Annotated in this window: 22 protein-coding genes; 1 reads left to right on the top strand and 21 read right to left on the bottom strand. The window is 43.5% G+C overall.

What is annotated here, in order from left to right; translation table 11 throughout:
- Window positions 1-79: 79 nt before the first annotated feature.
- From VB077_RS11080 to kdpF, 13 genes are all read right to left on the bottom strand, one after another.
- Complete coding sequence (locus VB077_RS11080; protein WP_323415302.1) at window positions 80-1,462, bottom strand: radical SAM protein; 1,383 nt, start codon at window positions 1,460-1,462, stop codon at window positions 80-82.
- Window positions 1,463-1,550: 88 nt separating this feature from the next.
- Window positions 1,551-1,688, bottom strand: coding sequence for a hypothetical protein (locus tag VB077_RS11075; protein WP_323415301.1), 138 nt, complete (start codon window positions 1,686-1,688; stop codon window positions 1,551-1,553).
- A 548-nt stretch (window positions 1,689-2,236) separates the two neighbouring features.
- On the bottom strand, window positions 2,237-2,944 hold the full coding sequence (locus VB077_RS11070; RefSeq protein WP_323415300.1) for a response regulator transcription factor: 708 nt from the start codon (window positions 2,942-2,944) through the stop codon (window positions 2,237-2,239).
- The gene (locus tag VB077_RS11065) at window positions 2,941-5,313 is read right to left on the bottom strand and encodes an ATP-binding protein (RefSeq protein ID WP_323415299.1); all 2,373 of its coding nucleotides are present in this window, start codon (window positions 5,311-5,313) and stop codon (window positions 2,941-2,943) included. Before VB077_RS11065 ends, VB077_RS11070 begins: the two co-directional genes overlap by 4 nt.
- On the bottom strand, window positions 5,294-6,247 hold the full coding sequence (locus tag VB077_RS11060; protein WP_323415298.1) for a polyprenyl synthetase family protein: 954 nt from the start codon (window positions 6,245-6,247) through the stop codon (window positions 5,294-5,296). Before VB077_RS11060 ends, VB077_RS11065 begins: the two co-directional genes overlap by 20 nt.
- Before the next feature lie 4 nt (window positions 6,248-6,251).
- Entirely contained in the window at window positions 6,252-6,446 is a 195-nt protein-coding gene (locus tag VB077_RS11055; protein WP_323415297.1) for a hypothetical protein, read from the bottom strand.
- 275 nt (window positions 6,447-6,721) lie between these two features.
- Window positions 6,722-7,117: a hemerythrin family protein gene (locus VB077_RS11050; protein WP_323415296.1), complete on the bottom strand. Its 396-nt coding sequence runs from the start codon at window positions 7,115-7,117 to the stop codon at window positions 6,722-6,724.
- 144 nt (window positions 7,118-7,261) lie between these two features.
- On the bottom strand, window positions 7,262-7,945 hold the full coding sequence (locus tag VB077_RS11045; RefSeq protein WP_323415295.1) for a response regulator: 684 nt from the start codon (window positions 7,943-7,945) through the stop codon (window positions 7,262-7,264).
- Window positions 7,905-10,640, bottom strand: a complete 2,736-nt coding sequence (locus VB077_RS11040; RefSeq protein ID WP_323415294.1) for a sensor histidine kinase KdpD — start codon at window positions 10,638-10,640, stop codon at window positions 7,905-7,907. Before VB077_RS11040 ends, VB077_RS11045 begins: the two co-directional genes overlap by 41 nt.
- Before the next feature lie 124 nt (window positions 10,641-10,764).
- The gene (gene kdpC, locus VB077_RS11035; RefSeq protein WP_323415293.1) at window positions 10,765-11,343 is read right to left on the bottom strand and encodes a potassium-transporting ATPase subunit KdpC; all 579 of its coding nucleotides are present in this window, start codon (window positions 11,341-11,343) and stop codon (window positions 10,765-10,767) included.
- Between the two features lie 13 nt (window positions 11,344-11,356).
- Window positions 11,357-13,411 carry a potassium-transporting ATPase subunit KdpB gene (kdpB, locus tag VB077_RS11030; protein WP_323415292.1) on the bottom strand — a complete coding sequence of 685 codons (2,055 nt, stop codon included), beginning with the start codon at window positions 13,409-13,411 and terminating at the stop codon, window positions 11,357-11,359.
- A gap of 25 nt (window positions 13,412-13,436) precedes the next feature.
- Complete coding sequence (kdpA, locus tag VB077_RS11025) at window positions 13,437-15,134, bottom strand: potassium-transporting ATPase subunit KdpA (protein WP_323415291.1); 1,698 nt, start codon at window positions 15,132-15,134, stop codon at window positions 13,437-13,439.
- 105 nt (window positions 15,135-15,239) lie between these two features.
- Entirely contained in the window at window positions 15,240-15,323 is an 84-nt protein-coding gene (kdpF, locus tag VB077_RS16635) for a K(+)-transporting ATPase subunit F (RefSeq protein WP_416337054.1), read from the bottom strand.
- A gap of 249 nt (window positions 15,324-15,572) precedes the next feature.
- On the opposite strand from kdpF, the gene VB077_RS11020 reads away from it, so the two are divergent.
- A complete protein-coding gene (locus VB077_RS11020) occupies window positions 15,573-15,821 on the top strand; it encodes a hypothetical protein (protein ID WP_323415290.1) in 249 nt (82 codons plus the stop codon).
- Window positions 15,822-16,163: 342 nt separating this feature from the next.
- Here the strand turns inward: VB077_RS11020 and VB077_RS11015 are convergent, their stop codons facing one another.
- The 8 genes from VB077_RS11015 to VB077_RS10980 all read right to left on the bottom strand — a co-directional run bounded on the left by VB077_RS11015 (window position 16,164) and on the right by VB077_RS10980 (window position 24,141).
- Window positions 16,164-16,322 (bottom strand): hypothetical protein, encoded by a 159-nt coding sequence (locus tag VB077_RS11015; protein ID WP_323415289.1) that lies wholly within the window; start codon window positions 16,320-16,322, stop codon window positions 16,164-16,166.
- A gap of 203 nt (window positions 16,323-16,525) precedes the next feature.
- Complete coding sequence (locus tag VB077_RS11010; protein ID WP_323415288.1) at window positions 16,526-17,938, bottom strand: NCS2 family permease; 1,413 nt, start codon at window positions 17,936-17,938, stop codon at window positions 16,526-16,528.
- 311 nt (window positions 17,939-18,249) lie between these two features.
- Complete coding sequence (gene lpdA, locus VB077_RS11005; protein ID WP_323415287.1) at window positions 18,250-19,632, bottom strand: dihydrolipoyl dehydrogenase; 1,383 nt, start codon at window positions 19,630-19,632, stop codon at window positions 18,250-18,252.
- A gap of 41 nt (window positions 19,633-19,673) precedes the next feature.
- The gene (locus tag VB077_RS11000; RefSeq protein ID WP_323415286.1) at window positions 19,674-19,871 is read right to left on the bottom strand and encodes a DUF1858 domain-containing protein; all 198 of its coding nucleotides are present in this window, start codon (window positions 19,869-19,871) and stop codon (window positions 19,674-19,676) included.
- A gap of 95 nt (window positions 19,872-19,966) precedes the next feature.
- Window positions 19,967-21,028, bottom strand: coding sequence for a methionine synthase (locus VB077_RS10995; RefSeq protein WP_323415285.1), 1,062 nt, complete (start codon window positions 21,026-21,028; stop codon window positions 19,967-19,969).
- Between the two features lie 24 nt (window positions 21,029-21,052).
- A complete protein-coding gene (locus tag VB077_RS10990) occupies window positions 21,053-23,197 on the bottom strand; it encodes a beta-galactosidase (protein ID WP_323415284.1) in 2,145 nt (714 codons plus the stop codon).
- A 130-nt stretch (window positions 23,198-23,327) separates the two neighbouring features.
- Entirely contained in the window at window positions 23,328-23,753 is a 426-nt protein-coding gene (locus VB077_RS10985) for a transcriptional repressor (RefSeq protein ID WP_323415283.1), read from the bottom strand.
- A gap of 214 nt (window positions 23,754-23,967) precedes the next feature.
- Window positions 23,968-24,141, bottom strand: coding sequence for a 4Fe-4S binding protein (locus VB077_RS10980; RefSeq protein WP_323415282.1), 174 nt, complete (start codon window positions 24,139-24,141; stop codon window positions 23,968-23,970).
- Window positions 24,142-24,354: the final 213 nt, after the last annotated feature.

Genomic DNA, 24,354 nt, shown 5'->3' with positions numbered 1-24,354 from the left:
ATTGGTTAGAATTAAGATTGCCGCCATCGGCAAAGATTTGCGAGAAAAAGAATAACCGCTGAAGGCGGTGAATCTAAAGTTAATAATTAAATGAAATTGGCAATGGGCACATTACCGCCAAAGAACTCAGTTCGCTACACTCAAGAGTTACATAACAAATTGTGCATAAATTTCTTACGTTACATTTCTCACAACGATTTTCAAATTTTGACAATGCCATATTTAGATATTTTATTTGCTTCTTTACGTCAAAACCTTGTTCTACGTTACCAATTGGATATTGTAAACTAATTTTTTCACACATATGAAAGTTTCCATTTACATCTACAGCGAGTTTACTAATCCCAGGAAAACATAGCCCGCGAGACCGGTCATAGTTATAATTGATATTCGTAGATGGTTCAAAAATAATTCCTTGTACATATTTGCGAATAAAATTAGTAATAGGCTGGTCAAATTTTATCATATATAAAAATGAATCTATTGCGTCTTTTTGCTTTTGGATTGTTCCATTATCGGATTGTTTACTATTTAAATAATAATTAGAATTCAAATCTTTTACTTTAGAAATACGAGAAATTCTCTTATCTAAATCAGGATGGTTTTTAAAAAAACCATATACTTCTTGCAAATCCGTAAAATTGTCATAAGTAACTAATATCACGTATGGATAAATATCGTTTTTAAAACTAAAACTAAAACGTTCGTTAAATTTTTTATCTAATATTAATAAATTTTGATAAACTATATCAAAAGTGGGTCTATTATTGATAGTTACTCTATTCCTGTTATGCTCTTGCTCACCACCGTCTAAACTTATAGAAATTGCAAAATTGTGATCTAACATAAATTGTATTTTTTCTTCATCTAGTAAATACCCATTAGTGGTAATTGCAAATATCGTTCTGAAAAAATAACTTTTGTATTTGTCTTCTACATAATGTACTACTCTAGTTATAGTTTTAAAATTTAAAAGTGGCTCTCCACCGTAAAATCCTATACTTATACTCAGGTTCGGGTTATACTTCAAACTTTTTATATTATTATCCATATATTTGTCAATAGCGGATTTTGCGGTATCAAAGCTCATTTCTTTATCTGAATAACCATTACTAAGTGTATAGTGGTCAGAATATATACAATATTTACATCGAAAATTACATGATTCGGTTAAGATCAAACATAGGTGTCCAATACCCTCTTTTTTGAGCTTATTCCTTACGTCTTCCTCTTTAAACGTTGTAAGTAAATACGTATTCTTAAATAAACCATATCTCTCTGCTTTTTCCGTTAAACTATGTAGTCGTGTATCCTGCTTCATTTTAATAATATCTGGTTGCTCATCTATATTTTCCAGGTGCTCTAAATAATCTTTTTCATATCCTTCAGTAGGAAACGTCATCCTAGTAGCATCATCATAAAAATACCAGTTATTATTTTCTGTTTTGAATAGAAGGGGCATTCATTTTTCCTCCTTGAGACTCTTTTCCCATATTGTATAAGGCACGATATTTTATATCGTGCCTTATACAATATGGGTGTGTTAGTAATTAAGCTGATTTACTTAGATTAAATCCGGTACCTGCACCGATTACATCTGCGACTGGTGATATTGTGTCAGCTGCACAAGCAATTCCACACTCTGTTACACACCAAACATCGCATACTAAACCCATTGGTTGCATCATACATCCTCCTTCCCTAATTTTACATAACCAACTTTGAAGTCCGTTCCACTTTATTGAGCGTCCCCCTCTTTTGGATATGTTCTACATCTGAAAAATAGTGCGACATTCACTATTCGGTTATGATTTGACTGAGGAGAAGATACACTACAAATCACGGTAGGAAGAGTCATAGACTGCTCTTCTCAGCTCAAATCAGTATTAAACAGTATGTAGTTCCCAAGGTATCTCAAGTTATTCGATTCGGTAAACTTTATTTAAATTATATCCTAGAGTAAAAACTCTAGTCACGTACCAAGGTACAGTTATTAAAAAATAAATACTGTACTAAAAGACAGGTATTATATCCTGAGTTCCCGGATTGTGTAACGAGTAACCTCGAAAACCTGCATAGATACTGGAAAAATACTGGAAAGTTCCATTGCTATAAATGTTTTAGTATAACGATGGATTGATGAACGAATTTACGGTGAGACCTTGATATTACAGCATTCCGAGAACTTAGGTTATTTATCACAATATGATTTAATTTACTTTCGATTTTCCCAACTCTAATATCTTTGTACTCTTTCATCCTGATTCTTAGACATTGTGTTCCAAACTGAAACCGCTTTTAAGCGAGATTTAACACCGAGTTTAAACAAAATATTGCTAACATGAAATTTAACAGTTCTAATTTCGATATATAAAGTTGATGCAATTTCTTGATTGCTTAAACCTCTTGCAATAAGGTTCATTATTTCTTCTTCCCTTATAGTTAATCGGTCTCTACTATCTTTAGATTGTAACGTTAAACAACTTTTGTCTTCATCATTTCCTACAATTGCCGTCTTCAGATAAGGCCCCAAACACCTAGAAAAATATTCTTGTCCTTGTGCTACACAAAAAATAGCTTCAATCATTTCTCTCTTGTTACATTCTTTTAATAGAAATCCATGAACATCCTTACTGAGTGATTTTGTAAGATATCCTTTTGGGTTAAGCCCAGTAAGCATAATAATCTTTACTTCCTGATGTATTAATCTGATTTCATCAATTAAATTAATTCCCGAGCAATCCGGTAGACTGATATCAAGCAGGATAATATCCGGCTTTTTTAATTTTACAAGGCTTAAGCATTGCTCCCCATCGTTAGCGATTCCCACTATCTCAAGATTTGGTTCCAACGACAGCAAGACAGTAGTTCCTTCCGCAAAAAGCGTATGGTCATCAACTAATAATATTTTAATCTTCTCTAATTTTCCGTTATCAGATGTCATTTTTCATCTCTCCCTTTAACCGGAATAGAGGCTTTTAGATGTGTGCCTTGGGACATTGCGGAATTAATTTGCAACTCACCGCCTATACTTTGGAGCCTTTCTTTCATGCCAATTAAACCAAGATGATCATTTGTTAGTGGCAGGTCATCTATTTTACCAATATCAAACCCCTTGCCATAATCTCTGATGCTTAACTCCAGTTTAGAATCATCCAACTCGATTTTTATCAGAATCTCGCTGGAACTCGAGTGTTTCACGGCATTTGATATTCCTTCCTGCAGAAAACGGTAAGCCGCTAATTCTATTTCTTCCTTCAAGGATACTCCCTCGTTAAACCCTGTCGTTTCTAAAGAAATGATGATTGACTCATTCTGCATTGTTTCTTCACACAATGATTCAACGGCAGAATACAATCCTAAATCATTTAAAGATGGCGGGCGCAAATCACTACAGATTGAACGCAATTCAAAATTTAAGTTTCTAATGACCTCCCGTTGACGAGAAATTGCTTTGGAAATTCTTCCATCCCCGGTACTTGGACATTCTTCGGCAACTTCTTCCAGCCACCGGTTCAAGTCAAGGGCCAACTGCAACGGTCCATCGTGAATATCACGAGCAATTGATTTCCTCTCTTGCTCAATACTTTTAAACAAGGAGCCGGTTATTCCTTGCATTCTCTGAATTTTTCGTTGGTAATTCAACGTTTTTTGGGAAATCTCTTTTATTTCTTGCGACAGTTCTTTCATACCATACGTTGTTAAATAACGCTGAGCCGCCTGATTGGAAATCAAAGTCACTAACGGTAGATCTTCTTGCCGTAATTTTGTGCGAGAAAATCGGTGACCTAAAAATATTCCACAATCAAAATCATTATACTTAAGGAATATATAGAATTCGGCCGGAAAATCATCAGGTAGTTTTTTGGCTCCTAAGATATCTCTTGGATCTGCCAGGAAATAAGTTTCCAGTTCGGCTTGTTCGTCAGGGTTTCCCTCAAACCTTCCTGCCGCTTTTTCAAGATACATTCCATTGGCATTTTCAGCGACTATAAAAGCTCCCTCCATATCCAAGCAATTTACAACTTCTTCTAAAATGCATTCCTCTTCTTGTAGTGATGTGAGTCTTTCATTTAATTTAAGTACTCTTTGGCTTAAAGTTTGCTCACCCGTTAAAAAGCCGAATTTGTTGAATAGTTTGCTCATCAACAGACGAAGTAGATTAAAGCCAACTATTACCATTAGGGCTAAGGAAAACCAGGCTAGTAATGCTCCAAGGCTCAAATTCTTGAATACTCCGACAAAGAAAAGGATGCCGAAAACTATAAGACTCATGATGATTCCTGCTAAGAAATATGAGATTACTTTCCCTAAAATCCTTTGGCTATCCGGTAAATATTTATTAACGATGACATAATACCAGAAAGCTGGAATCACCGAAATAAACAGAGTACTGATATGGGCATCTACAATTAATTGAAAACCAAAGATCATGGGAATGCCTGTTAAGAGTACGAAAGGGGTAAATCCCAAAATGATACTTAAGAGTAATAAAACAGCTTGATTGTTTTCTGATTTATCCTTAAGCGTCTTTATTGATATACTTAAATTTCCAATCACGATAAAAATACCAATGCTCATTGTACTCAAGACAAGTCTTTTCAACAAACTATAGTTATGGACAATACCCATGGATTGCAGCACTGTTATGGTTAAGATAACTACAAATAGCCAAGTTACTATTAGGCTGCCCCACTCGTTGATCTGTCTTTTCTTCTTTGTAGGAAAAACCGAGACAAAATTAATGAGAAAGATAGGCACTGCCGAAAAAAATATAATTTCCAATTCCTTGGCCAACAGCAAATCTCGACTCGATGCGGGAGACACCGCCAAAGCTAAACCGATAAACCAGTTCAACCAGAAAAAAGAACGGGCTTGAACCAGAAGTGGACGTTTAAGCCAGGTCAAAAACCCCAGAAACCCAAAAACGAATCCCAGGATTTCCAAAGGAAATGAGCTTAGTCCGTTTTGCCATGGAAGCACAGGAATATTAATGATTTGATCATTATTCTGGTCAAGTTTACGGACTTCAAGAGTTGATGCCCCTTCTGCCTCACTCCATATTTGAACAAAACGGTTTCTGCCCGGATCACTTTGATTTATTTTTATAATTAAATCCCCGACCCGTATTCCCGCCTTGTACCCTTCGCCCTGAGGATCACTATAACTGACGATCCATTGTTCATTGACATGCTCAAGCTCAAGACCGACATAAGGTCGATGAATAACACTGACAGTATACACAATCCACATTACAAGAAAGACGACACTTGCATAATAGTATGCCTGTCGTCTAAACATTTGGTTCAACAAGTCTGATCATCTTCTCTTTTTGTTTTTCCGGAACAGGAAGTGTCCGTATATTTTCCCATGACTTTTCCCGAAACATTTCATACATCACTCTGCAGTAATGTATAGCCCCTTCATCGACGGCCAGTTGTCTTAGATAATTTTGCTCTTCATCTCCAAACTCTTTTAACCCCTTGGTTAATTCTTTGAACTTTTCGGCTGTGGTCCCTTTCAGAACGTTCAAAAGATAGACATACGGTAAGGTTTTCTTGTTTTTAATAAAGTCATTTTTCTTTTCGAAGTGTAAAAAGTCGTGCAAATCGTTCCTAATTTGGCTCATGATGCCTAGGCTTGTCCCAAACTGTTCCAATTGAAGCACCAAGGATTCAGATGCCCCGCCTAAGGTTGCACCGATTTTACAGGCACAGGCAGTCAAGCTTCCAGACTTTCGCTTGACCAGTTCAAAATATTGGTCAAGCGAGATTTGCTCCCGAGTGTCAAACAGAATTTCCTGGTATTGACCATCACTGGCTGTAATCCACATTTTGCTGAGAATTGGACCAATTTTTTCGAGGAAGTTTTTATCTTTGTCTTCAGATAAAACCACCAAAGCGTGATAACCCAACATGCTTAAACAGATGGCTAGATTGAGCGCGTTCTCAGTAGGTATCTGACGCCATGGTAATTCATCATTGTCCTGATCTTGAATATCATCAAAAATATCAGCCGCCAAAGCAGCTAATTCCATGGCAATTGCACCTGGCAGCCCCGTTTCAAACTCTCCGCCGACACACTCACAACACATTAAAGTTAAGTGCGCCCACTTGAACCGTTCGCCGGTCTCGCAATCAGCGTTCAACGAAGCTTCAATCATACTCTTCATTTCCGAACTGAGTTGTTCTTGCGCTAGGATTTTATTTATTCCGGCTAAAACCGCTTGTTCAATGTGAAAATTCATTTCTTCAAATCCAAAAACCTAAGGGTAGTGTATCAATTGCAAGAATATCTCCAGATGTCTCACACCCGCTAAATACCCTATTGATCAGAGTAAGTTCTTTAGTCTTGAGTTCCTCCAAAGCTTTGTTCTCTAAAGGCAACAAACCTTTCGGATTTTTAACTAATTCATGCACCAATTCCGCAATTTCTTCATTATTCATTTTAAAACACCCTTCCTTCCTTTAATAATAATAGTATTCTGGATTATTTCCCCATTTCCTTTATTTTGGGATAATATTGATAATTCTGGATAAGTTTCACGCACACGTGGACAATGGAATAAGATAGAGCTTAGCGCCCAAGAACCTTATTCTTGGCAGCGTCGGCTATTACGGCATACCTTCAGCGTTAAAACTAAAAGCTCTCGTCCAAAAATGACGGGAGCTTTTTAAAATACGTATGCTTTTATGAACGTTTTCGCCTTAACAAGAATTGCTTAGACTTCCGCTGTGATCTTCATATCAGATTTAAGAATGTGTTCTAAAATCCAATTAAAAACAAATATCAATAAATCGTTTATGAACTTGTCCTGATCCTTATCAACATCGTTTAAATTAACAGCCTCAATCTTAGCTACAAAATCATCGTGAGCTGTTTTTTGCTCAAGGTATCCTCGATATTTTAGTTTTAGCATTAAAGCCTCTTCACTGGCGAAATGATACTTTGTGTAATCCTTTAACTCGGTAATAAAAGTGGTAATATGATCGTATTTATCAAATGCCATAGGATCGTTTAACAGGCTGTAGATATCATTGCCAATTTCAAATAGGTGTTGATGCTGCTCATCAATTTTTGGAATACCAATTTCATACTTTTTCTCCCAATTTAGCACGAATGTTTCTCCTCTCTTTCTGTAGCTACATGTACAATTGCCAGTTTTGCATTTGTTCCTATTTAGCCATTATCATCTCTCCCTTTACAAACTCGTTGTCCCCACTAAGGATTCTACAAGCCTATTGACTAATCCTTCTAGTGGTTAGACCAGTCTATACCCAACCCCTGGTTCCGTTAAAATATGCTGAGGCTTTGACGGGTTGGCTTCACATTTCTTGCGCAATTGCCCAATATAAATACGCAGATAATGCCCTTCTTTCTCATAATGCGGACCCCAAACCGTATCTAAGAGAAACCGATGGGTGAGCACTCTTCCGGCATTCGTGGCTAAGGTTTTTAAAAGTTCATATTCCGTAGGGGTCAGCTTGACCTCTTTACCGTCGACGAAAACCATTCTTTTTACCCTGTCGACGACTAAATTATCAAATGTCATGACCGGCTGATCCGCGGAATCCCCGGCATGCCGTAAGGCAGCTCTTACTCTGGCTAATAACTCACCCATGCCAAAGGGTTTGGTAATATAATCGTCAGCCCCTAAGTCTAAAGCTTGAATTTTTTCACCTTCATCTTCGCGAGCAGACAGAATCAAGATGGGTGTCTTTGACCAATCTCTGACAATTTTAATGACCTCTAATCCGTCTAAATCGGGAAGTCCCAGATCAAGGATAATTAAATCAGGCTTAAAGGCTAAGATACTATCTAACCCGTCTTTGGCATCAGAGGCCAGATGAATCTCATAATCATGAGCTGTTAAAGTCACTTTGAGCAGTCGCTGGATTGGGGATTCATCGTCTATAATGAGAATCTTCTTGCCTGTCTGCCCCATCACTCATTACCTCCGCGTTTATAGGAATCTCCGGCACAGTTTCACTGGGTAAAACAAAAATAATACTGACCCCGCCATCCAAAGAATTTTCCGCCCAAATTCTACCGTTATGCAGCTCGACAATGCCCTTGGAAATAGCCAGACCCAGTCCGGTACCACTAATTTGTCTGGGAGCTCTGACGCGATAGAATCTATCAAAGATATTTTCTAAGTCTTCCGCCGGAATTTGCGAGCCCCAATCATGGACCGTTACCTCAATTTCCTGATCACTGTTTCTCACATTCAAGAGAATTTTACTCCCGGGATCTGAATATTTCAAAGCATTATCCAAGAGATTGACCACGACTTGTTCAATAAGAACAAAGTCAACATAAATCAAGGGCAACCCGGGTCGGCAATTGATACGGAAATCACGAACCTGCAAGGCTTGGCCCAGACGTTCGATGGCCGTTTGAATAATCTCCTCGAGATCATACCAATCTTTGTTTAGTTTCAACATGCCACTTTCAAGGCGAGCCATGTCCAAAAGATTATTGACGAGACGATTCATGCGGATCGCACCTTGTTGAATGGTTTGCAGGAGATCGTTACGCGTGGTTTCATCATAAATAGGGTTATCTTCCAACAAAGTCGTCACAGCACCAATCATGGTAGCTAAAGGGGTGCGTAAATCATGGGACACAGAATTAAGCAAAGCCGTGCGCAGCTTTTCGGATTCACTTAACAGTTGCGCCTCCCGAACCTTTGCGGTCAAAGAAATCCGAGCAACGGCCAGGGCTGTTAAACTGGTAAAGGCTTCAAGTAAAGATTGCTGTTCGTGCTGAAGCGTGTTTTCTCTGTTCTTCGGTGTAATACCCAGCACACCATAAATCACGTGTTCAGAAATCAGGGGGAAATAACTTCCTTCTGCCCCCCCGAGCGTATCTGTTCCCCATCCGGCCCTTTGTTTATGCGCATAAACCCAAGCGGCTACTGCTCTCTCACTTTCATTCAAAAAAGATTCATCATTTGAACTTGTGCGCAAGACTAAAGTCCCCGTTTCATCCGGCAATAAGATCCCAACTTGTACATCAAAAATCTCAGTGATCTTTTTCACCACACTGTCCAAAACCGTCTTTATGTCTGAGACGGCGGCAATTTCACGACTTAATGAATATAACGCCGAAGTTTGAGCCTCGCGCTTACGCGAATAATCGATTTGTTCCCTTAACCGGGTTGAAAGTTTACCGGTATAGATGCCTATGAGCAGGAAAATAAAAAAACTAATCACATACCGTAAATCGGCCACGGAAAAACTGAGTAACGGGGGTACGATAAATAAATCAAAAATTACAATGGCAGTTATGGAAGAAAATATGCCAACCTGTAATCCCCAACGAACGGAACCCAATAATATAGGAAGTAAAAAAAGCATCGCTATATTCACGGCTCCCAAGAATGAGCCCCATTTCCAACCGATGGCTGTGATGAGGGCCATCAGAGACAGAATTTCAACATAAGGCACCCAATTTCTAGCCCTCTTCAAATCCGATCGTTGGTCAGATTGATGATCTCTTGTCTCTTCAATTTTCCCCGGAATGATATGAACGCTGATATTTTGGCTTTTTCTCACCACTTGATCCACGATTGAACCGGTCAACCTTTCACGCAAACCCAGGGTGCCCGGTTTACCGATAATCATTTGGGTGGCATTTCTTTGGCGCGCCATTGCAATTAACTCATCGGCAATATTTTCGCCGTTGAGCGATATTATCTCAGCCTCGAGTTCCTGAGCTAAACGGAGATTTTTCCCAAGTTGATCTTTTTCCTTCTCTTTCATCGGGAATTGTCGCGGCGTATTCACATAGACAACAAGCAGTTCAGCTTTCATACCAACGGCAATTCGTCTGCCAAAGCGGATTAATTGTTCGGAGAACGGGCTTGAACTGATACAGACCATAACCCGTTCACCCGCCGGCCAAGGACCCATGATCCCATTCATCCGCATATACGTTTCCATTTGTCGGTCGACGCGTTGTGCGGCAAAACGCATGGAAAGTTCACGTAACGCATTAATATTACCGGGCCGGAAAAACTTCTTTAAGGCTTTGGCCGCTTGATTCGGTACATAAACCTTCCCTTCTTTCAGCCGTTGAATCAGTTCTTCCGGCGGAATATCCATCAGTTGAATTCTGGCCTTCTCTAAAATGGAATCGGGAACCGTCTCGCGGACTTTCACACCGGTTATTTGGGCAATAATATCGTTAAAACTTTCGACGTGCTGCACGTTAAGGGTTGTATAAACGTTGATCCCCGCCGCCAATAGTTCTTCCACATCTTGATATCGTTTCGCGTGACGCGAACCGGGCACATTCGTATGAGCAAGTTCATCCACCAACACAACGTGTGGTTTTCGAGCAAGAATGGCATCTAAATCCATTTCCTTCAGCTTATGATTCCGATACTCGAAGATTTTGGCAGGAATGGCGGGAATACCGACCAGCAAAGCGCTTGTTTCCGGCCGATCATGGGGCTCAACCCAACCGACGACCAGATCAACGCCTTCAGAGATTTTTTCCCGGGCCGTTTCAAGCATCCCGAACGTTTTCCCCACACCCGCCGCAGCACCCAAGAAAACAGTCAATTTTCCCCTACGCTCTTCTTCAATATCCGCTAACAAATCATCCGGATTGGCTCGTCTCTCTTCTTTCGGCAAAGTACTCCACTCCTCAGAATATATAGGAAACTCTTTCCCCTATAAGAATAAAGCAAAAAGCGGATTTGCCAAGTATTTCATTGAATGACTTGACAAATCCTTGATACACTGTGAATAAAACGATCTACTTTAAATTAGCTAAACTTAGGTTTAATTGCACGACGTTGACCCGGGGTTCACCGAAAATGCCTAAGGCCCTAGGCGTGATATTCTCCCGGACTAAAGCCCGTACTGCCTCTTCCGATACGTTCCGGGCTTGAGCGATGCGCGGGACCTGAAGCAAGGCAGCTTCCGGGGTGATATCCGGATCTAAACCGCTGGCAGAGGCGGTGACCAGATCAGAGGGAACGGATTGATTTGCGGAGAGTCCGTTTTCTTGACGGACGGTCTTGGCCCTTTGTCCCGCTTGATCTAAGAAATCCTGATTTGTCGGTCCCAGGTTCGATCCCCCAGACGATGTTGCATCATAACCCTGGGGTCCGGCTGCTGAGGGTCTGGAGTGAAAGGTTCGGGGATCATTAAAGTTTTGTCCGATGAGCGCAGACCCGACAGCCTGCCCATTTTGATACAGGATCGACCCATGCGCTTGACGGGGAAAAAGAAGCTGGGCAAGGCCCGTCATCACAAAGGGATAAGCAATGCCTGTCAGAACGGTCATGACCAAGAGCATCGCCAGCCCCTTACTCCACTGTTTTACCATCATTCATCCTTCCTTTCTATACCCAGCCGAATGACGAAATAAGAAGATCAATAAGCTTTATTCCGATAAAAGGAGCAACTAACCCGCCCAAACCATAAATCAGAAGATTCTTGCGCAGAATAACGTTCGCCCCGCGGGGTTGATATTTTACACCGCGTAAAGCCAACGGAACCAGAGCGACAATGATGAGGGCATTAAAGATGACAGCGGAGAGGATGGCACTTTGGGGTGAAGATAATTTCATAATGTTGAGAATCCCCAGTTGAGGATAGGTGGCAAGAAATAAGGCCGGAATGATCGCAAAGTATTTAGCCACATCGTTGGCGATACTAAAGGTTGTCAAGGAGCCCCGGGTCATCAAAAGCTGTTTGCCGATTTCGACGATTTCGATCAGCTTCGTGGGGTTACTGTCCAAGTCAACCATGTTACCGGCTTCCTTCGCCGCTTGCGTTCCGCTATTCATCGCCACCCCGACATCCGCTTGAGCCAGGGCGGGAGCGTCATTGGTCCCATCTCCGGTCATCGCCACGAGATGGCCTTTGTCTTGATACTCACGGATCAGCTTCAGTTTGGCTTCCGGAGTCGCTTCCGCGAGAAAATCATCGACACCGGCTTCTGCCGCGATAGCCGCTGCTGTCAAAGGATTATCGCCGGTAATCATCACGGTTTTTATGCCCATTTTCCGGAGCTGAGCAAAACGCTCTTTGATCCCGCCCTTGACAACGTCTTTGAGATAAATGACGCCAAGGGCCTGCGCCCCTTCGGCGACAACCAGTGGGGTTCCGCCTTTTTTGGCAATATCCTCAACGGCCTTTTTGACATCGGCCGGCATGATCCCCCCTTGTTCCCGCACATATTGCTCGATCGTATCCGCTGCTCCCTTACGAATTTCCCGGTCTTGAAGATTGACACCACTCATCCGGGTTTGCGCACTGAAGGGCACAAAAGCCGCCCCTAAATTCCGCATATCTCTTTCTCTTAAGTTATACTTTTCTTTGGCCAGAACGACAATACTCCGTCCTTCCGGTGTTTCGTCAGCTAAAGAAGAAATCTGAGCCGCATCTGCCAACTTTTCGATTTCGACACCGGATGCTAGCACAAATTCTGTCGCCATCCGATTCCCCAGCGTAATGGTACCCGTCTTGTCTAGGAGTAAAGTATCCACATCTCCGGCCGCTTCAACCGCCCGACCGGACATGGCCAGTACATTTCGCTGCAACAGACGATCCATGCCGGCAATCCCAATCGCGCTAAGTAAGCCACCGATTGTCGTCGGAATTAAGCAGACCAGAAGAGCTAAGAGTACAGGGACAGCAACGAGTGTTCCGGAATAGATCGCAAAAGGTTCCAATGTCGCCACCGCTAAGAGAAAAATAATCGTTAACCCAAGGAGTAAAATGGTTAGGGCGATCTCATTCGGAGTTTTTTGCCTTTTGGCCCCTTCAACCAAATGAATCATTCGGTCCAAAAAGGTTTCGCCGGGGTTCGCCGTCACCTCCATTTTGATCCAATCGGATAAGACCTGCGTTCCGCCGGTGACCGAACTCCGATCACCGCCTGATTCCCGAATAACCGGCGCGGATTCGCCCGTTATGGCACTTTCATCGACAGAGGCGATTCCTTCAACGACCTCCCCGTCACCGGGAATAGTATCCCCCGCTTCGACCAAAACGATATCTCCTTGGCGAAGTTCGGGAGCAGGAACATGGATCACTTTTTCTCCCTTGAGTTTCTTCGCTGTCGTCTCACTTCGCGTCCGACGGAGCGCCGAAGCTTGGGCTTTCCCACGGCCCTCCGCCAACGCCTCGGCAAAATTGGCAAACAGAACCGTCAGCCATAACCAGCAAGCGATCTGACTATTAAAGAACAAGGTTTTTGCCCCCGTGCTGAAATCGCGGACGACGAAAAATGTACTGAGGATCGCAACCACCTCGACCACAAACATCACTGGGTTGCGCCACATCGAACGGGGACTGAGTTTACGAAAAGAATCTTTAAGCGCTTCGCGTAACATCGCTGAATTGAATCCGCCCGTTTTTTTATCTTTCTTATTTCTCTTGTTGTGCATCATAACCGGCCTCCCACATTCCTAAGGTTTACATTCCAACCATGATGAGATGTTCGACAATCGGCCCGAGAGCAAGCGCCGGGAAAAATGTCAAGGCCCCGACAATCAGCGTGACACCCACAATCAGCCCTGCAAAAAGCGGTCCCGTCGTTTGAAACGTTCCGGCGCCGGCAGGAATCACTTTTTTGCTTGCCATACTTCCGGCGATCGCGAGGATGGGGAGAATCACTCCAAAGCGCCCGATCAGAATAGCAAAACCAATCGCCAGATTATAAAAAGGAGTATTGGCGTTGAGTCCGGCAAAGGCACTTCCATTATTGGCAACTCCGGATGTAAAAGCGTAGATGATCTCACTCAAACCATGCGGACCGGAATTGAGAAGCGACGACGTTCCCACCTTGGTGACGCTCGCGATCGCGCTTCCCAGCAAGATAGAGGCAGCAGGAATGAGTACGACCAGGATAGCCATCTTCATTTCTCGGGACTCTACCTTTTTGCCTAAATACTCCGGAGTACGGCCAACCATCAACCCAACAATAAACACAGTCAGAATAACGAAGGCTAACATTCCGTAGAGTCCGGAACCTACGCCACCAAATACAATTTCACCTAACATCATCTGCAGCATAGGCATGAGGCTGCCCAGGGGTGTTAAACTATCATGCATGGCATTCACGGCGCCGCACGAGGCCGCTGTTGTTACGTTGGCAAAGAGGGCGGAACCCGCAATTCCGAAGCGCACCTCTTTCCCCTCCATGGCCGAAGGACCGCTGACCCCCAGCGCTGTGACCTGGGGATTCCCATAAATTTCGCTATGATAAGTCACGCCGAGAAAAACAGTAAAGAGTAAGAGCATGGCGGCAAAAATAACCCGACCTTGTCTTTTATCCCCAACCATTCGCCCAAAGGTAAACGGCAAAGAGGCAGGAATCAGGAGTATCGCCAGCATTTCCAAAACATTCGTAAGCGGTGTGGGATTTTCAAAAGGATGTGCCGAGTTGGCATTAAAGAATCCTCCGCCGTTTGTACCTAACATTTTAATGGCTTCCTGGGATGCCACCGGCCCCATGGCGAGGGTTTGTTTCCCGCCTTCAAGAGTCGTTACATGGACATAGGGGCTTAAATTTTGGATCACACCTTGTTGGGTTAAGACCAACGTTAGCAAAATAGACAACGGAAGTAAGATCCATAAGACCGAGCGCGTTAAATCAACCCAAAAGTTACCGATGGTGCTCGCCGTTTTGCGAGCGAGCCCCCGTGTTAAGGCAATGACGACGCTCAGCCCGGTCGCGGCTGAGACAAAATTCTGCACCGTTAAACCCGCCATTTGGGTTAAATAGCCCATGGTTGACTCACCGGCATACGATTGCCAGTTTGTATTCCCCACAAAACTAGCCGCCGTATTAAATGCCCCATCAGGGGAGACAGCGCTAAACCCCTGAGGGTTAAGCGGTAAATGACCCTGTAACAATTGAAGGAAAAAGAGAACCACCAAACCCCAAGCGTTAAAGATAAGCAGCGCCCCGGCATACTGCTTCCAGTTCATTTCCTGCTCAACATGAGTACCGGTTAAACGGTAAATCAGTCTTTCCAGAGGTCTTGCCACAGGGTCCAACAACGTTTTGTCTCGATTAAATACTTTTGCCATATACCGTCCCAGGGGAATGGCCAGAAGCGTGAGTATCAGAATAAATAAAATCATTTGAACCATATCTATCGCCTTCATTCGATAGCCTCCGTTTACAAAATCTTACGACCGGCCGTTTTTCCTAACGGCCTATTATAAAGATTGCAACTAAATGACTCACTTCATTGAGTCTTCTCTTCAGCTTTATAATTTTTCTGCGTTCCATAATGAGTATGTTAAATAAATGAGCAGTCCTAAGGTTACTAACCCCCCTAACCATAAGTCCATCATCTTATTCCCCCCGTTCTTTGTTCTATCGTTTCGTTTCGGTTCCACTCCATAGTAAGTCATCGTTGTGTAAATTAGGCGTAAAGAATCCTATGGAAAGTGTAAAAAAAATATAAAGAAAACTATCTTCTTCCACCATGTAACATTTCAGGCCAAGCCTTCATAACTTATATCAGGAAACAGAAAACCCCTTCTCAATCTTATAAGGCCACTTAATGGCCTAATAGAATTTAAGAAAAGGGGTATATTATGTCACTATTTGGAGTTCCTTGTGCACCTGTGCCTTTCGTTGTAGGGCTTTTTGACACCTATCCCATTGGCGCTAGGCTTGCCGTAGGAGAAGATTCCGGGTTCTGGGTAGGAAACTTTGGCGGCTTACAAGACGGAGTTGCCCTTTTGACCAATGCCCTGTTGTTCTCCAATATTGGAACACCCATTGACGGAGTTCGCCCCGTTGTGCGGATCCCGCTGCGTGCTATTACCTTCGTAAGCCAATAATCCACGTGTTAGAGGGCGGCTGATAGCTGCCCTCCTCATTCCAAGCATATAGTCTTATGGTGATCAATCGATCACAACACCCCTTTCTACCCCGAAGAAGACGCTTGAGGCGTCTTTTTGGGGTTTTGGTGGCATTATCCCTTATTAACCATTTTGCTTTTGTAACAAAGAAGAACAACCTTTCATATTTTATATTGAGTAAAAAAGCAGTCAACCTTCCCCCCTCTATTCTTATAGGGCCTTGAGAGCCCAACTAAATTTAAAAAGAGGGGATTATATGTTTCCGGAATACAGCCTCCCGGGAGATGCACCGGTGCCAACCGCCGCACCTCTGACATGCACTCAAGAAGCCCCATGGTTTCCCCCGGTTCCGCCCCCGCCGCCACCTCGACCGTGCGGTCCACTTCCCGGAACAATACTCCGGATTTTCACTCCACCGGGTGCCGTTATTAACCTCTTAAACCTTATTGAGATAGCGTCCCCAAGCGGAATTTGTTTCATTGTGCGTCTTCCCTTCCTCGGTGGAGACCCGAGAAGAAACACAAAAGTTCAGTCATTAATAAATGCAGTTCAAACATCGGGTGATAGAGCGGAAACTGTTCGGCAGTAAAACTAAAAGCTAAAAACTAAAAGCTCCCGTCTAAAAATGACGGGAGCTTATTAAAATACGTACCTTATTGAGTACTGCAGTTACTTGATCAGAATCAGAGCAGGGCAAGAAGTACAAAGTTAAGGATAAACAGCAGGGCCGATATCCATAATACCGGGCTTACCTCTTTGGCCTGACCCTTGCAAATCTTTACAATGCAATAGAAAATGAATCCGGCGGCAATGCCGTAAGAGATATTATAGCAGAAAGCCATAAAGATTCCGGCAAAAAAAGCAGGAATGGCTTCGCTTAATTCTCCCCAGCTAATATCTTTAAAGGAAGAAATCATCATAATACCGACAAGAATTAAAGCTGGCGCAGTAGCAACCGAAGGGACAGCACTAATCACCGGAGCAAAGAAAGCACTAATGACAAACAAGACAGCGACAACAACGCTGGTCAGTCCTGTGCGTCCGCCCGCTCCGATACCGGCTGCACTTTCGACATAGGTTGTGGTATTAGAAGTCCCAACGATAGCACCAATGGAAGTTGCAATAGAATCCGCAAAGAGAGCCTTGTCCATTTTAGAGCTGAAACCTTTGCTTGATTCAAGCGCTTTTAGATCTGCATCAGAGAAAATACCTGTGCTCCGACCGGTACCGATAAAGGTTCCGATAGTGTCAAAAGTATCGGACAAGCTGAAGGCAAAAATCGTGACTAACACGAGGGGAATCTTACCGGGATCACTAAACAGGGACACTAACCCGGGATTACCGAAAGCGGCCAAGAAGGTTTGAGGAAGTTCGGAAACAGCTTGACCTAGACTCATACTGGAACCGAAATGAGTAATTCCAAAAGGGATACCGAGTAAAGTTGTGACAATAATCCCGATAAATATTGAACCTTTTACATTGCGCATAAGTAGGATAACCGTAAAAATAAGGCCGAAGATTGCTAAGAGCACTGAAGGTGTATTTAAAGTTACAAGTGATGGAACTGCACTGGAACTGGCGATAACTGTTCCACCTTCGCCGAGCTGAACATAAGTTCCCGGATCAGAGATGAAAGAAAGTAAACCCGCATTTTTAATACCGATATAAGCAATAAAAATCCCGATACCGCCGCCGATGGCATATTGCAGACTTGAAGGAATAGCTTTAATGATCTTTTTACGGATGCTTGTGACCGTAATTAAAATATTAATAATACCGCAGATAAAAACCATAGCAAGGGCTTCTTGCCATTTAAACCCAAGACCGAAAACAACGGTAAATACAAAAAAGGCGTTTAAACCCATACCCGGGGCTAAGGCGTAGGGTACATTGGCGACAAGACCCATAACAAGGGTTCCGATCGTTGAGGCAATAATAGTGGCCAGAAATACTGCCCCCCATGGCATACCCGCTTGAGAGAGAATAGTAGGATTAACCATAATAATGTAAGCCATTGCAAAGAAGGTGGTTAATCCGGCAACAAACTCAGTACGAATATCTGTGCCGTTTTCCTTAAGTTTGAAGAAGTTTTCCACACGTAATTCCTCCTCTTTAATAAATCTTTGCCATTTTTCCATATCATTAGACGTCAAACGACAATAAAAGAATTATATCGCATATCCGAACATTAGTCCATAGTTTTTTGCCTTCGTTCGGAGTTTGCATTTTTTTACCTTTGCGCTTTTTAGTGTTTTTTTACCTCAATTCTTTTTGATGTAAACAAAAGGTAAACAATAGAAACAAAAATGCTTGGCTTGCACCCGATTGCCGTCCGTTAGTAAATTAAAAACTGCAGGTCCGCACGAACCTACAGTTATTAAAATCATTTTGATCAGAAATAAAATTCCTAAACCAGATGCAAAGGCTTTTCAAAAATGCCGTGGGCAGCTTCCATTATCGCCTCCGGCAAGGTCGGATGAGCGTGAATCGTCCTGACCAATTCCTCTGCGTTTAATCCTTTCTCTACAGCCAGGACTAATTCTTGAATCAGACTGCTGGCTTGCGGTCCCATAATGCTTGCCCCTAAAACCACGCCCTGTTTATCCGCAAGTATTTTTACTAAGCCCATTATTTCGCCAAGAGCTAAGGCTTTTCCATTGGCACTAAATGGGAACTTGCTGACTTTATATTCCTGACCGGAGGTTTTCAGCGCTTGTTCCGTCTGTCCTACTACCGCAATTTCCGGATAAGTAAAGATCGCGCTGGGAACCGCTTTGTAACTAACCTCTGTGTGAAGCCCGGCGATATTCTCGGCCGCAGCAATTCCCTGCATCGAAGCGACATGAGCCAGCATAATACCGCCTGTCACATCGCCGATGGCATAGACATTGGGAAGAGAGGTTTGCATTTTTGAATTGACAATAATGGCTCCCCGCTCTGTCCGCAGTCCTAAATGCTCAAGATCAATGCCTCGGCAATTCGCTTTGCGGCCTGTCGCTATCAGAACTTTATCGGCAGCAATTTCCTTTTGTCCTTTTGCGTCTTCAACGACAACCGTTAATTGAGAAGCCTCTTGACGAATTTCCTTAAGCGCTGTTTTGGTCATGATTTGCATGCCCGCTTTTTTTAAAAGCGGAGTCATTCTTTTCGGAATTTCCTCATCAATATTTGCCAGCAATGATGGCAGCATTTCAACGACTGTAACCTTAACCCCGAATTCCTGATAAATCGAAGCAAATTCCAGACCGATAACCCCGCCGCCGATAATCACCAAGCGCTCCGGGAGTTCTGTCATCTCCAGGATTTCATCACTGGTAAGAACACCGGGCAAACCCGCGCCCGGGATCGGTAAACGTGCAGGAACAGAACCGGTTGCCAAAACCAGATTCTCAACTTCATAGTTCTCGGGACCTGTTGCTGTTTCAACCTCAATCTTCCCGGCTTCCCGCACTTGTCCAAAACCTTCTACATAAGTGATCTTTGCGGCTTTGATCAACCGCTCGATCCCGGCGACCAAAGTATCCACCACTTGATCCTTGCGCGCCGTCACTTTTGAAAAATCTATACCGGCATCGCTGATTTGGATGCCAAATGTATCTGCGTGTTTAATTTCCCGCCAAAGTTCGGCACTCCTCACAAGTGCTTTCGTCGGGATACATCCTTTATTGAGACAGGTTCCGCCTATTCGCTCTCCTTCAATGAGCAAAACGGATAGGCCCAACTGTGCCGCCCGAAGAGCGCACACATATCCTCCCGGGCCGCCGCCGACAATTCCGACTTGATATTTCACGGATCAGTCCCCCCTCTTCGATCTATGATTTAGAGGTTTATTTATCCATTGCTAACTGCTGTATTTAACTGTTTCACTAACTCATCCGGCTTTCTTCCATGCGTTAAAGCAGCACCTTCAATACTCTCACTCGTGGAAGAAGGACAGCCTAAGCAGTGCATTCCTAATTCCAAAAAAATTTGTACCGTTTGCGGATAAGTCCTTAACACTTGTCCTACGGTCATATCTTTTGTAATCAAGCCGATTTCCCCTTTCAATATCCGAACCAAAATCAATTCTAAGTAAAATAGTCGGTTTTCCTCAATTATAAAGGATTGTTATTGAAGACGCAAGTTCAGCCCATTTTCAAGGCCAGCCCTTTCAGCAAGGCGTATATCCTTTCCGCCAAGGCGACCTCCAGCGTACCCGTTCCACAGCTCGGGGTCAGCATACTTTGAGCGCGTAATCGTGACTCATCAACCCCTCGTTTAACAAGCCCCTTTATGTTTTCTTCGAGACGTTCCTGCAGACTTTCAACCGTTTCTTCCCAAGCCTTAGCCGAGGTTGGCACAATTCCCCAAGAAAGAATCCCTCCCCGTGCTAAGAAATCATTTAAAGGCCCCGCTAAAACAAGCATACTTGTCATATATTCATAGGCATCAAAGTTGACCACCTGTATCTTTGAGTCAAAAAGCAAGGTCCAATCTGTCCCGGCACAAACATGCGCTCCCGGTATGCCCCCTTGCCGGAGGATTCCCTCGGATACCTCATTAAGATGGGCAAGGAGAGTTTCGCGTCCCAATGTTACATGGGTCGAAGCTCCGTAAGCATAAAGTGACGGATCATCAATCGAAATCAGAACCGGATAGCCAAAACCCTTTAGACGCCGGGTTTGCCATTGTGCATGCATCGCCAATGCTTTAACCAATAGATCCCTTTGCGTCTCATCATAATAACTGGCGCGCCGCGACGCATCTGTTATTTGCATTCCCACCGTCAAGGGACCGCTTAATTGTCCCTTAACAAAGGAAATATCCTTGGGTTTACGCTGCCGGAAATCTGAACAGAAACTTTCAAACCCCACTCCCCCCTCGGGAGTAAAGCCAAAAGATTCGAGCGCTTCGTCATCGCCGCTTTCCGCCCGCAAGTAAAGTTCATAAAAACGCATCATCCGCTCCGACCAGTCCGGAGCCTCCACCTGAAATCGAGGCGTGGCAAATCCCTCAATCACTCCGGTTTCAATCAACGGCCGTAAATATTGACCTACGAAACCGCTTTCCGCTCCTAAGTTTGGAAGCTGAGGCCAATGGGGAGCAGCGGGCACCGACTGCCAGATCAGGTCCAGCGCCGCTTGAGGCTCCAAATAAGGCAAGCTGCCTATCCCTGTCGCTAAAAAATGAGGTTCCTTTAAGCACATATTAATCCATCCTTTGTTTTAAACTCACAACCTTAAGGCCGTAACAAAATGCCAGAGATAATACCAGTCCGACCATCGCCAAGCTGCGAAAGCCAGGATGACCAAGAAAAAGATGTTCGGCACAACCATAATCGGACGGTATTTTCCTTTTATCTTATGCACATCATGCATTCTTATCGGAAGATACAGAAGTGTCAACCCTATATAGGCTGCTAAAGGAAGATAAATCGGAAGGCCAAAGGGTTGGGCAGCCCACAGTAGTACAGGAATCCAAATCCAGCGGTAACGGCGTTCCAACCATAAAGCCAGACCGAGAGGATTAGGGGCCTCCGGCAGACGCGGTGCCGCAACACCCACTTGCAAAACGCGCAGAAAGACAAGTAAAGATGATAAAACAATCCAAATTAACAATGGCGGCTGCTGTTTTATGATCGTCCACAAAGGCCACTGCTCAGGGATCCAGTTTGCCCAAGGAACTTGAGTATTAAAAATTAATGATATCACGAGACCGGCAAGTGTTCCCTCCCGGGTTAATAAGGCTAAACCCTGCCAGTTCCATGCATTCCGCAGGGCGCGTTTGGGTTTTCGTTCAAATATTTCCCGATAACGCCAGTTGGCGGAACCAATATTGGCAATAATAACAAGGATTACCCATGCTGCCCAAACCCCGCTGAATACTTTTTCCTGCGGCCAGGATTGGGAAGGCTTTGTTTGGCCTTCTGTATTGTAAACGACTTTACCCCAAGGTCCATTAAAATATGTCCCTGAAAGCTGCACCTTATGTATTGAAGCCGGAACCGGTTCCTCCGTTAAACGCGCCGCAAACGCAGGCAACGGTTGAGTTTGCAGCCGAACATTCTCCCAATACGTCGAATTTAAAGAGCGAGGATCACTCTCCAAACCCATCCCCGCGGTCCACGCCCACAGGGAAGGATGAAGCATTCCCTTTTGGATCATCGTTTCCCATACCGAAGGATTAGAGACACGATCAGCCGGCACCATCTTTTGAGGAAGTTCTGCCCATATGCCCATTCCTATCTTATCGGCACCCTTTAACCAAGCTTCATCGGGAAATGAACCGATAAAATAGAGAAGATTATATCCTTTACTTTTTTGCGCAGTCAACCATTCTTCCACATTTCCGGTGTTGCGAATCTGGGCCTCTTGCCCCGGAGAAAGAGTAAGTCCCGAAATCGTTAAGGCCTGTCCATTTTGAACGAATGTTTCATCTTTGAACGTTGCCGTAGATAACCCAAGGGGAATGGACACATCATCCTTATCTCCTTTGGGATTCAACAGGGTCACATAAAGCTGATATTTAAACGGGTCTGTCGGCGACCAGGCGCGAGCCTGAGGAACGTTAAAAGTCAGGGTCACATTCTGAACCGCGGATTCCTCCGCTTTAACCTGGGCCGAAGCGGTTGCAGCAGCAGAAGAACCATCCGATAAAACACCTTGAATATCCCAAGGCCCATATTCTGTAACAGAATGATGATTCAGCCGGATTTGTACGGAAACGACTGCATCTGTATTATTCCACTGAGCACTTACCTTTTGAACCGATAAACTCGTTTCCATAGTCCCGACGAGCTGCAGATCCCCCTTGATTTGTCCCTTGGCCGGCCAACGCATACCCAATAGTGTATTTGCCTGGGATGGCGGTGATGAAGACTCAATCAGAAGTATATTATCCTCCCCATAATTAAGCGCATTCGCGGGCAGAAGGAACTCTTCGGATCCTCCCTCGTTCTCAAACTTACCGATCCGATGTGCACTATCTATTCCGTTTAAATAAATTTCTCCTTCACCATAAACCCCATTGATTTGAAGGAGAACGCTTCGTGCACTCCATTCCGGCTGGATTTGAAAATGTTTAGCCACAACATGGAACTTTTCCATGGAGGGAAGATTTAATTCCTTCCCGGCAGTTAGTGAAAAACGCTTCAGTTTATCTTCCGGATTCCCTTGATTTATTTCTGTGGTATAAGCTTGGCGGAGCGAAGAATAACTATTCCAACCCCCCTGCAAATCCAAGGTCAAACGCTCGGCACTCACGGAACCTTTCTCTGTCTTTAAGGATATCCCCGGAGTCTCACTCCAGTTCCAAGCCAGAATCCCTAACACTGCTGCGAATATAATGATCAATAAAAAAATACGACGTTTAAACATTCTCCCGTTAAGCCCCTTCATCAAACTACAGTGGATTTAATACACTTAGTTCGCGAAAACTAAAGAAAATCCTTGCTCCGGGCCATAAAAAAAAGGACAGTTGCATAACTGTCCCTCTTATAAACGACCCTTAATGAAGCTTTGACTTTTTACAATCCGGGCAAACGCCGTAAAACTCCATCCGATGTCCGATCACATCAAAGCCGGTTTTTTCGGAAACCTCGTCTTCCATTTGTAAAAGCGGGCGATGATAATCTACAACTTTTCCGCACACTGTACAAACCACATGATAATGATTCTCCGGATTGCCATCAAATCGGCTTGACATATCCCCATAAGACAACTCTAGAATATGACCGTGATCCTTCAGCATGTTCAGCGTATTATAAATTGTTCCCAGACTTACTCCCGGAAATTTTGCTTTCACATGATTGTAAATATCTTCAGCAGTCGGGTGGGTATCCGTTCCTAAAAGATATTCAAGAATAGCCTGTCGTTGCGGTGTAAACCGTACCCCTTTTTCTTTTAACTGTTTTAAGATATCGATTGCTTGCATCTCTCTCAACTCCTTGCTTCCCCATTACAGGTATAATAAGATATCCCCAAGCCCGCCTTAATTTATAATTATTTTAATTTTATTATACGAACTAAAAGAGCTGATGTCAATTATTCTTTATTAGGAATTAGAGGTTGTAAATTAAAAGGGAGAGCATTTTTGCTCCCCCTTTTAATACTTTAAACCATACGATTTAAAATTTATCCTTTTTCCTTTATTCGGCCTGAGCCGGTGCACCGACAGGACAAACTCCCGCACAAGAACCACATTCTGTGCAAGCGTCTGCATCGATGACGTATTGGTCATCTCCTGCACTAATAGCACCTACCGGGCATTCAGCTTCACATGCACCACAGCTGATGCAGTCTGAGGAAATTTTGTAAGCCATTATTAATCAACCCCCTTCTCCCCTTATTCAACGACACTATACCAAAGGGAAGAAAAAAGTGCAAGCTGTAAATTACTATTTTACCCAAAGTTAAACTTAAATATCCCGATCGGGTCGATAGGGAACCTGATAAAGTCTTCTCATACACTGGGAACAATACGGCAATGTTCGATTACTAACCTGATTTCTCCGAAAAAGGACATGTGTGAGATC

Origin of the sequence: Desulfitobacterium sp. (assembly GCF_034927245.1) — a bacterium.
Lineage (GTDB): Bacteria > Bacillota > Desulfitobacteriia > Desulfitobacteriales > Desulfitobacteriaceae > Desulfitobacterium_A.
Note: the sequence above shows the minus strand (reverse complement) of the source record. Positions and strands in the feature narration are given on the sequence as shown.

Bases quoted from the DNA above. Each gene is read 5' to 3' on its own strand.
- VB077_RS11075 (WP_323415301.1), bottom strand. From the start codon at position 1,688: ATGATGCAACCAATGGGTTTAGTATGCGATGTTTGGTGTGTAACAGAG.
- VB077_RS11015 (WP_323415289.1), bottom strand. From the start codon at position 16,322: ATGAAACAAATTCCGCTTGGGGACGCTATCTCAATAAGGTTTAAGAGG.
- VB077_RS10990 (WP_323415284.1), bottom strand. From the start codon at position 23,197: ATGTTTAAACGTCGTATTTTTTTATTGATCATTATATTCGCAGCAGTG.
- kdpA (WP_323415291.1), bottom strand. From the start codon at position 15,134: ATGAAGGCGATAGATATGGTTCAAATGATTTTATTTATTCTGATACTC.
- VB077_RS11060 (WP_323415298.1), bottom strand. From the start codon at position 6,247: ATGAATTTTCACATTGAACAAGCGGTTTTAGCCGGAATAAATAAAATC.
- VB077_RS10995 (WP_323415285.1), bottom strand. From the start codon at position 21,028: ATGTGCTTAAAGGAACCTCATTTTTTAGCGACAGGGATAGGCAGCTTG.
- kdpC (WP_323415293.1), bottom strand. From the start codon at position 11,343: ATGATGGTAAAACAGTGGAGTAAGGGGCTGGCGATGCTCTTGGTCATG.
- VB077_RS11045 (WP_323415295.1), bottom strand. From the start codon at position 7,945: ATGGGGCAGACAGGCAAGAAGATTCTCATTATAGACGATGAATCCCCA.
- kdpF (WP_416337054.1), bottom strand. From the start codon at position 15,323: ATGGACTTATGGTTAGGGGGGTTAGTAACCTTAGGACTGCTCATTTAT.
- VB077_RS10980 (WP_323415282.1), bottom strand. From the start codon at position 24,141: ATGGCTTACAAAATTTCCTCAGACTGCATCAGCTGTGGTGCATGTGAA.
- VB077_RS10985 (WP_323415283.1), bottom strand. From the start codon at position 23,753: ATGCAAGCAATCGATATCTTAAAACAGTTAAAAGAAAAAGGGGTACGG.
- VB077_RS11020 (WP_323415290.1), top strand. From the start codon at position 15,573: ATGTCACTATTTGGAGTTCCTTGTGCACCTGTGCCTTTCGTTGTAGGG.
- kdpB (WP_323415292.1), bottom strand. From the start codon at position 13,411: ATGATGCACAACAAGAGAAATAAGAAAGATAAAAAAACGGGCGGATTC.
- VB077_RS11070 (WP_323415300.1), bottom strand. From the start codon at position 2,944: ATGACATCTGATAACGGAAAATTAGAGAAGATTAAAATATTATTAGTT.
- VB077_RS11080 (WP_323415302.1), bottom strand. From the start codon at position 1,462: ATGCCCCTTCTATTCAAAACAGAAAATAATAACTGGTATTTTTATGAT.
- VB077_RS11055 (WP_323415297.1), bottom strand. From the start codon at position 6,446: ATGAATAATGAAGAAATTGCGGAATTGGTGCATGAATTAGTTAAAAAT.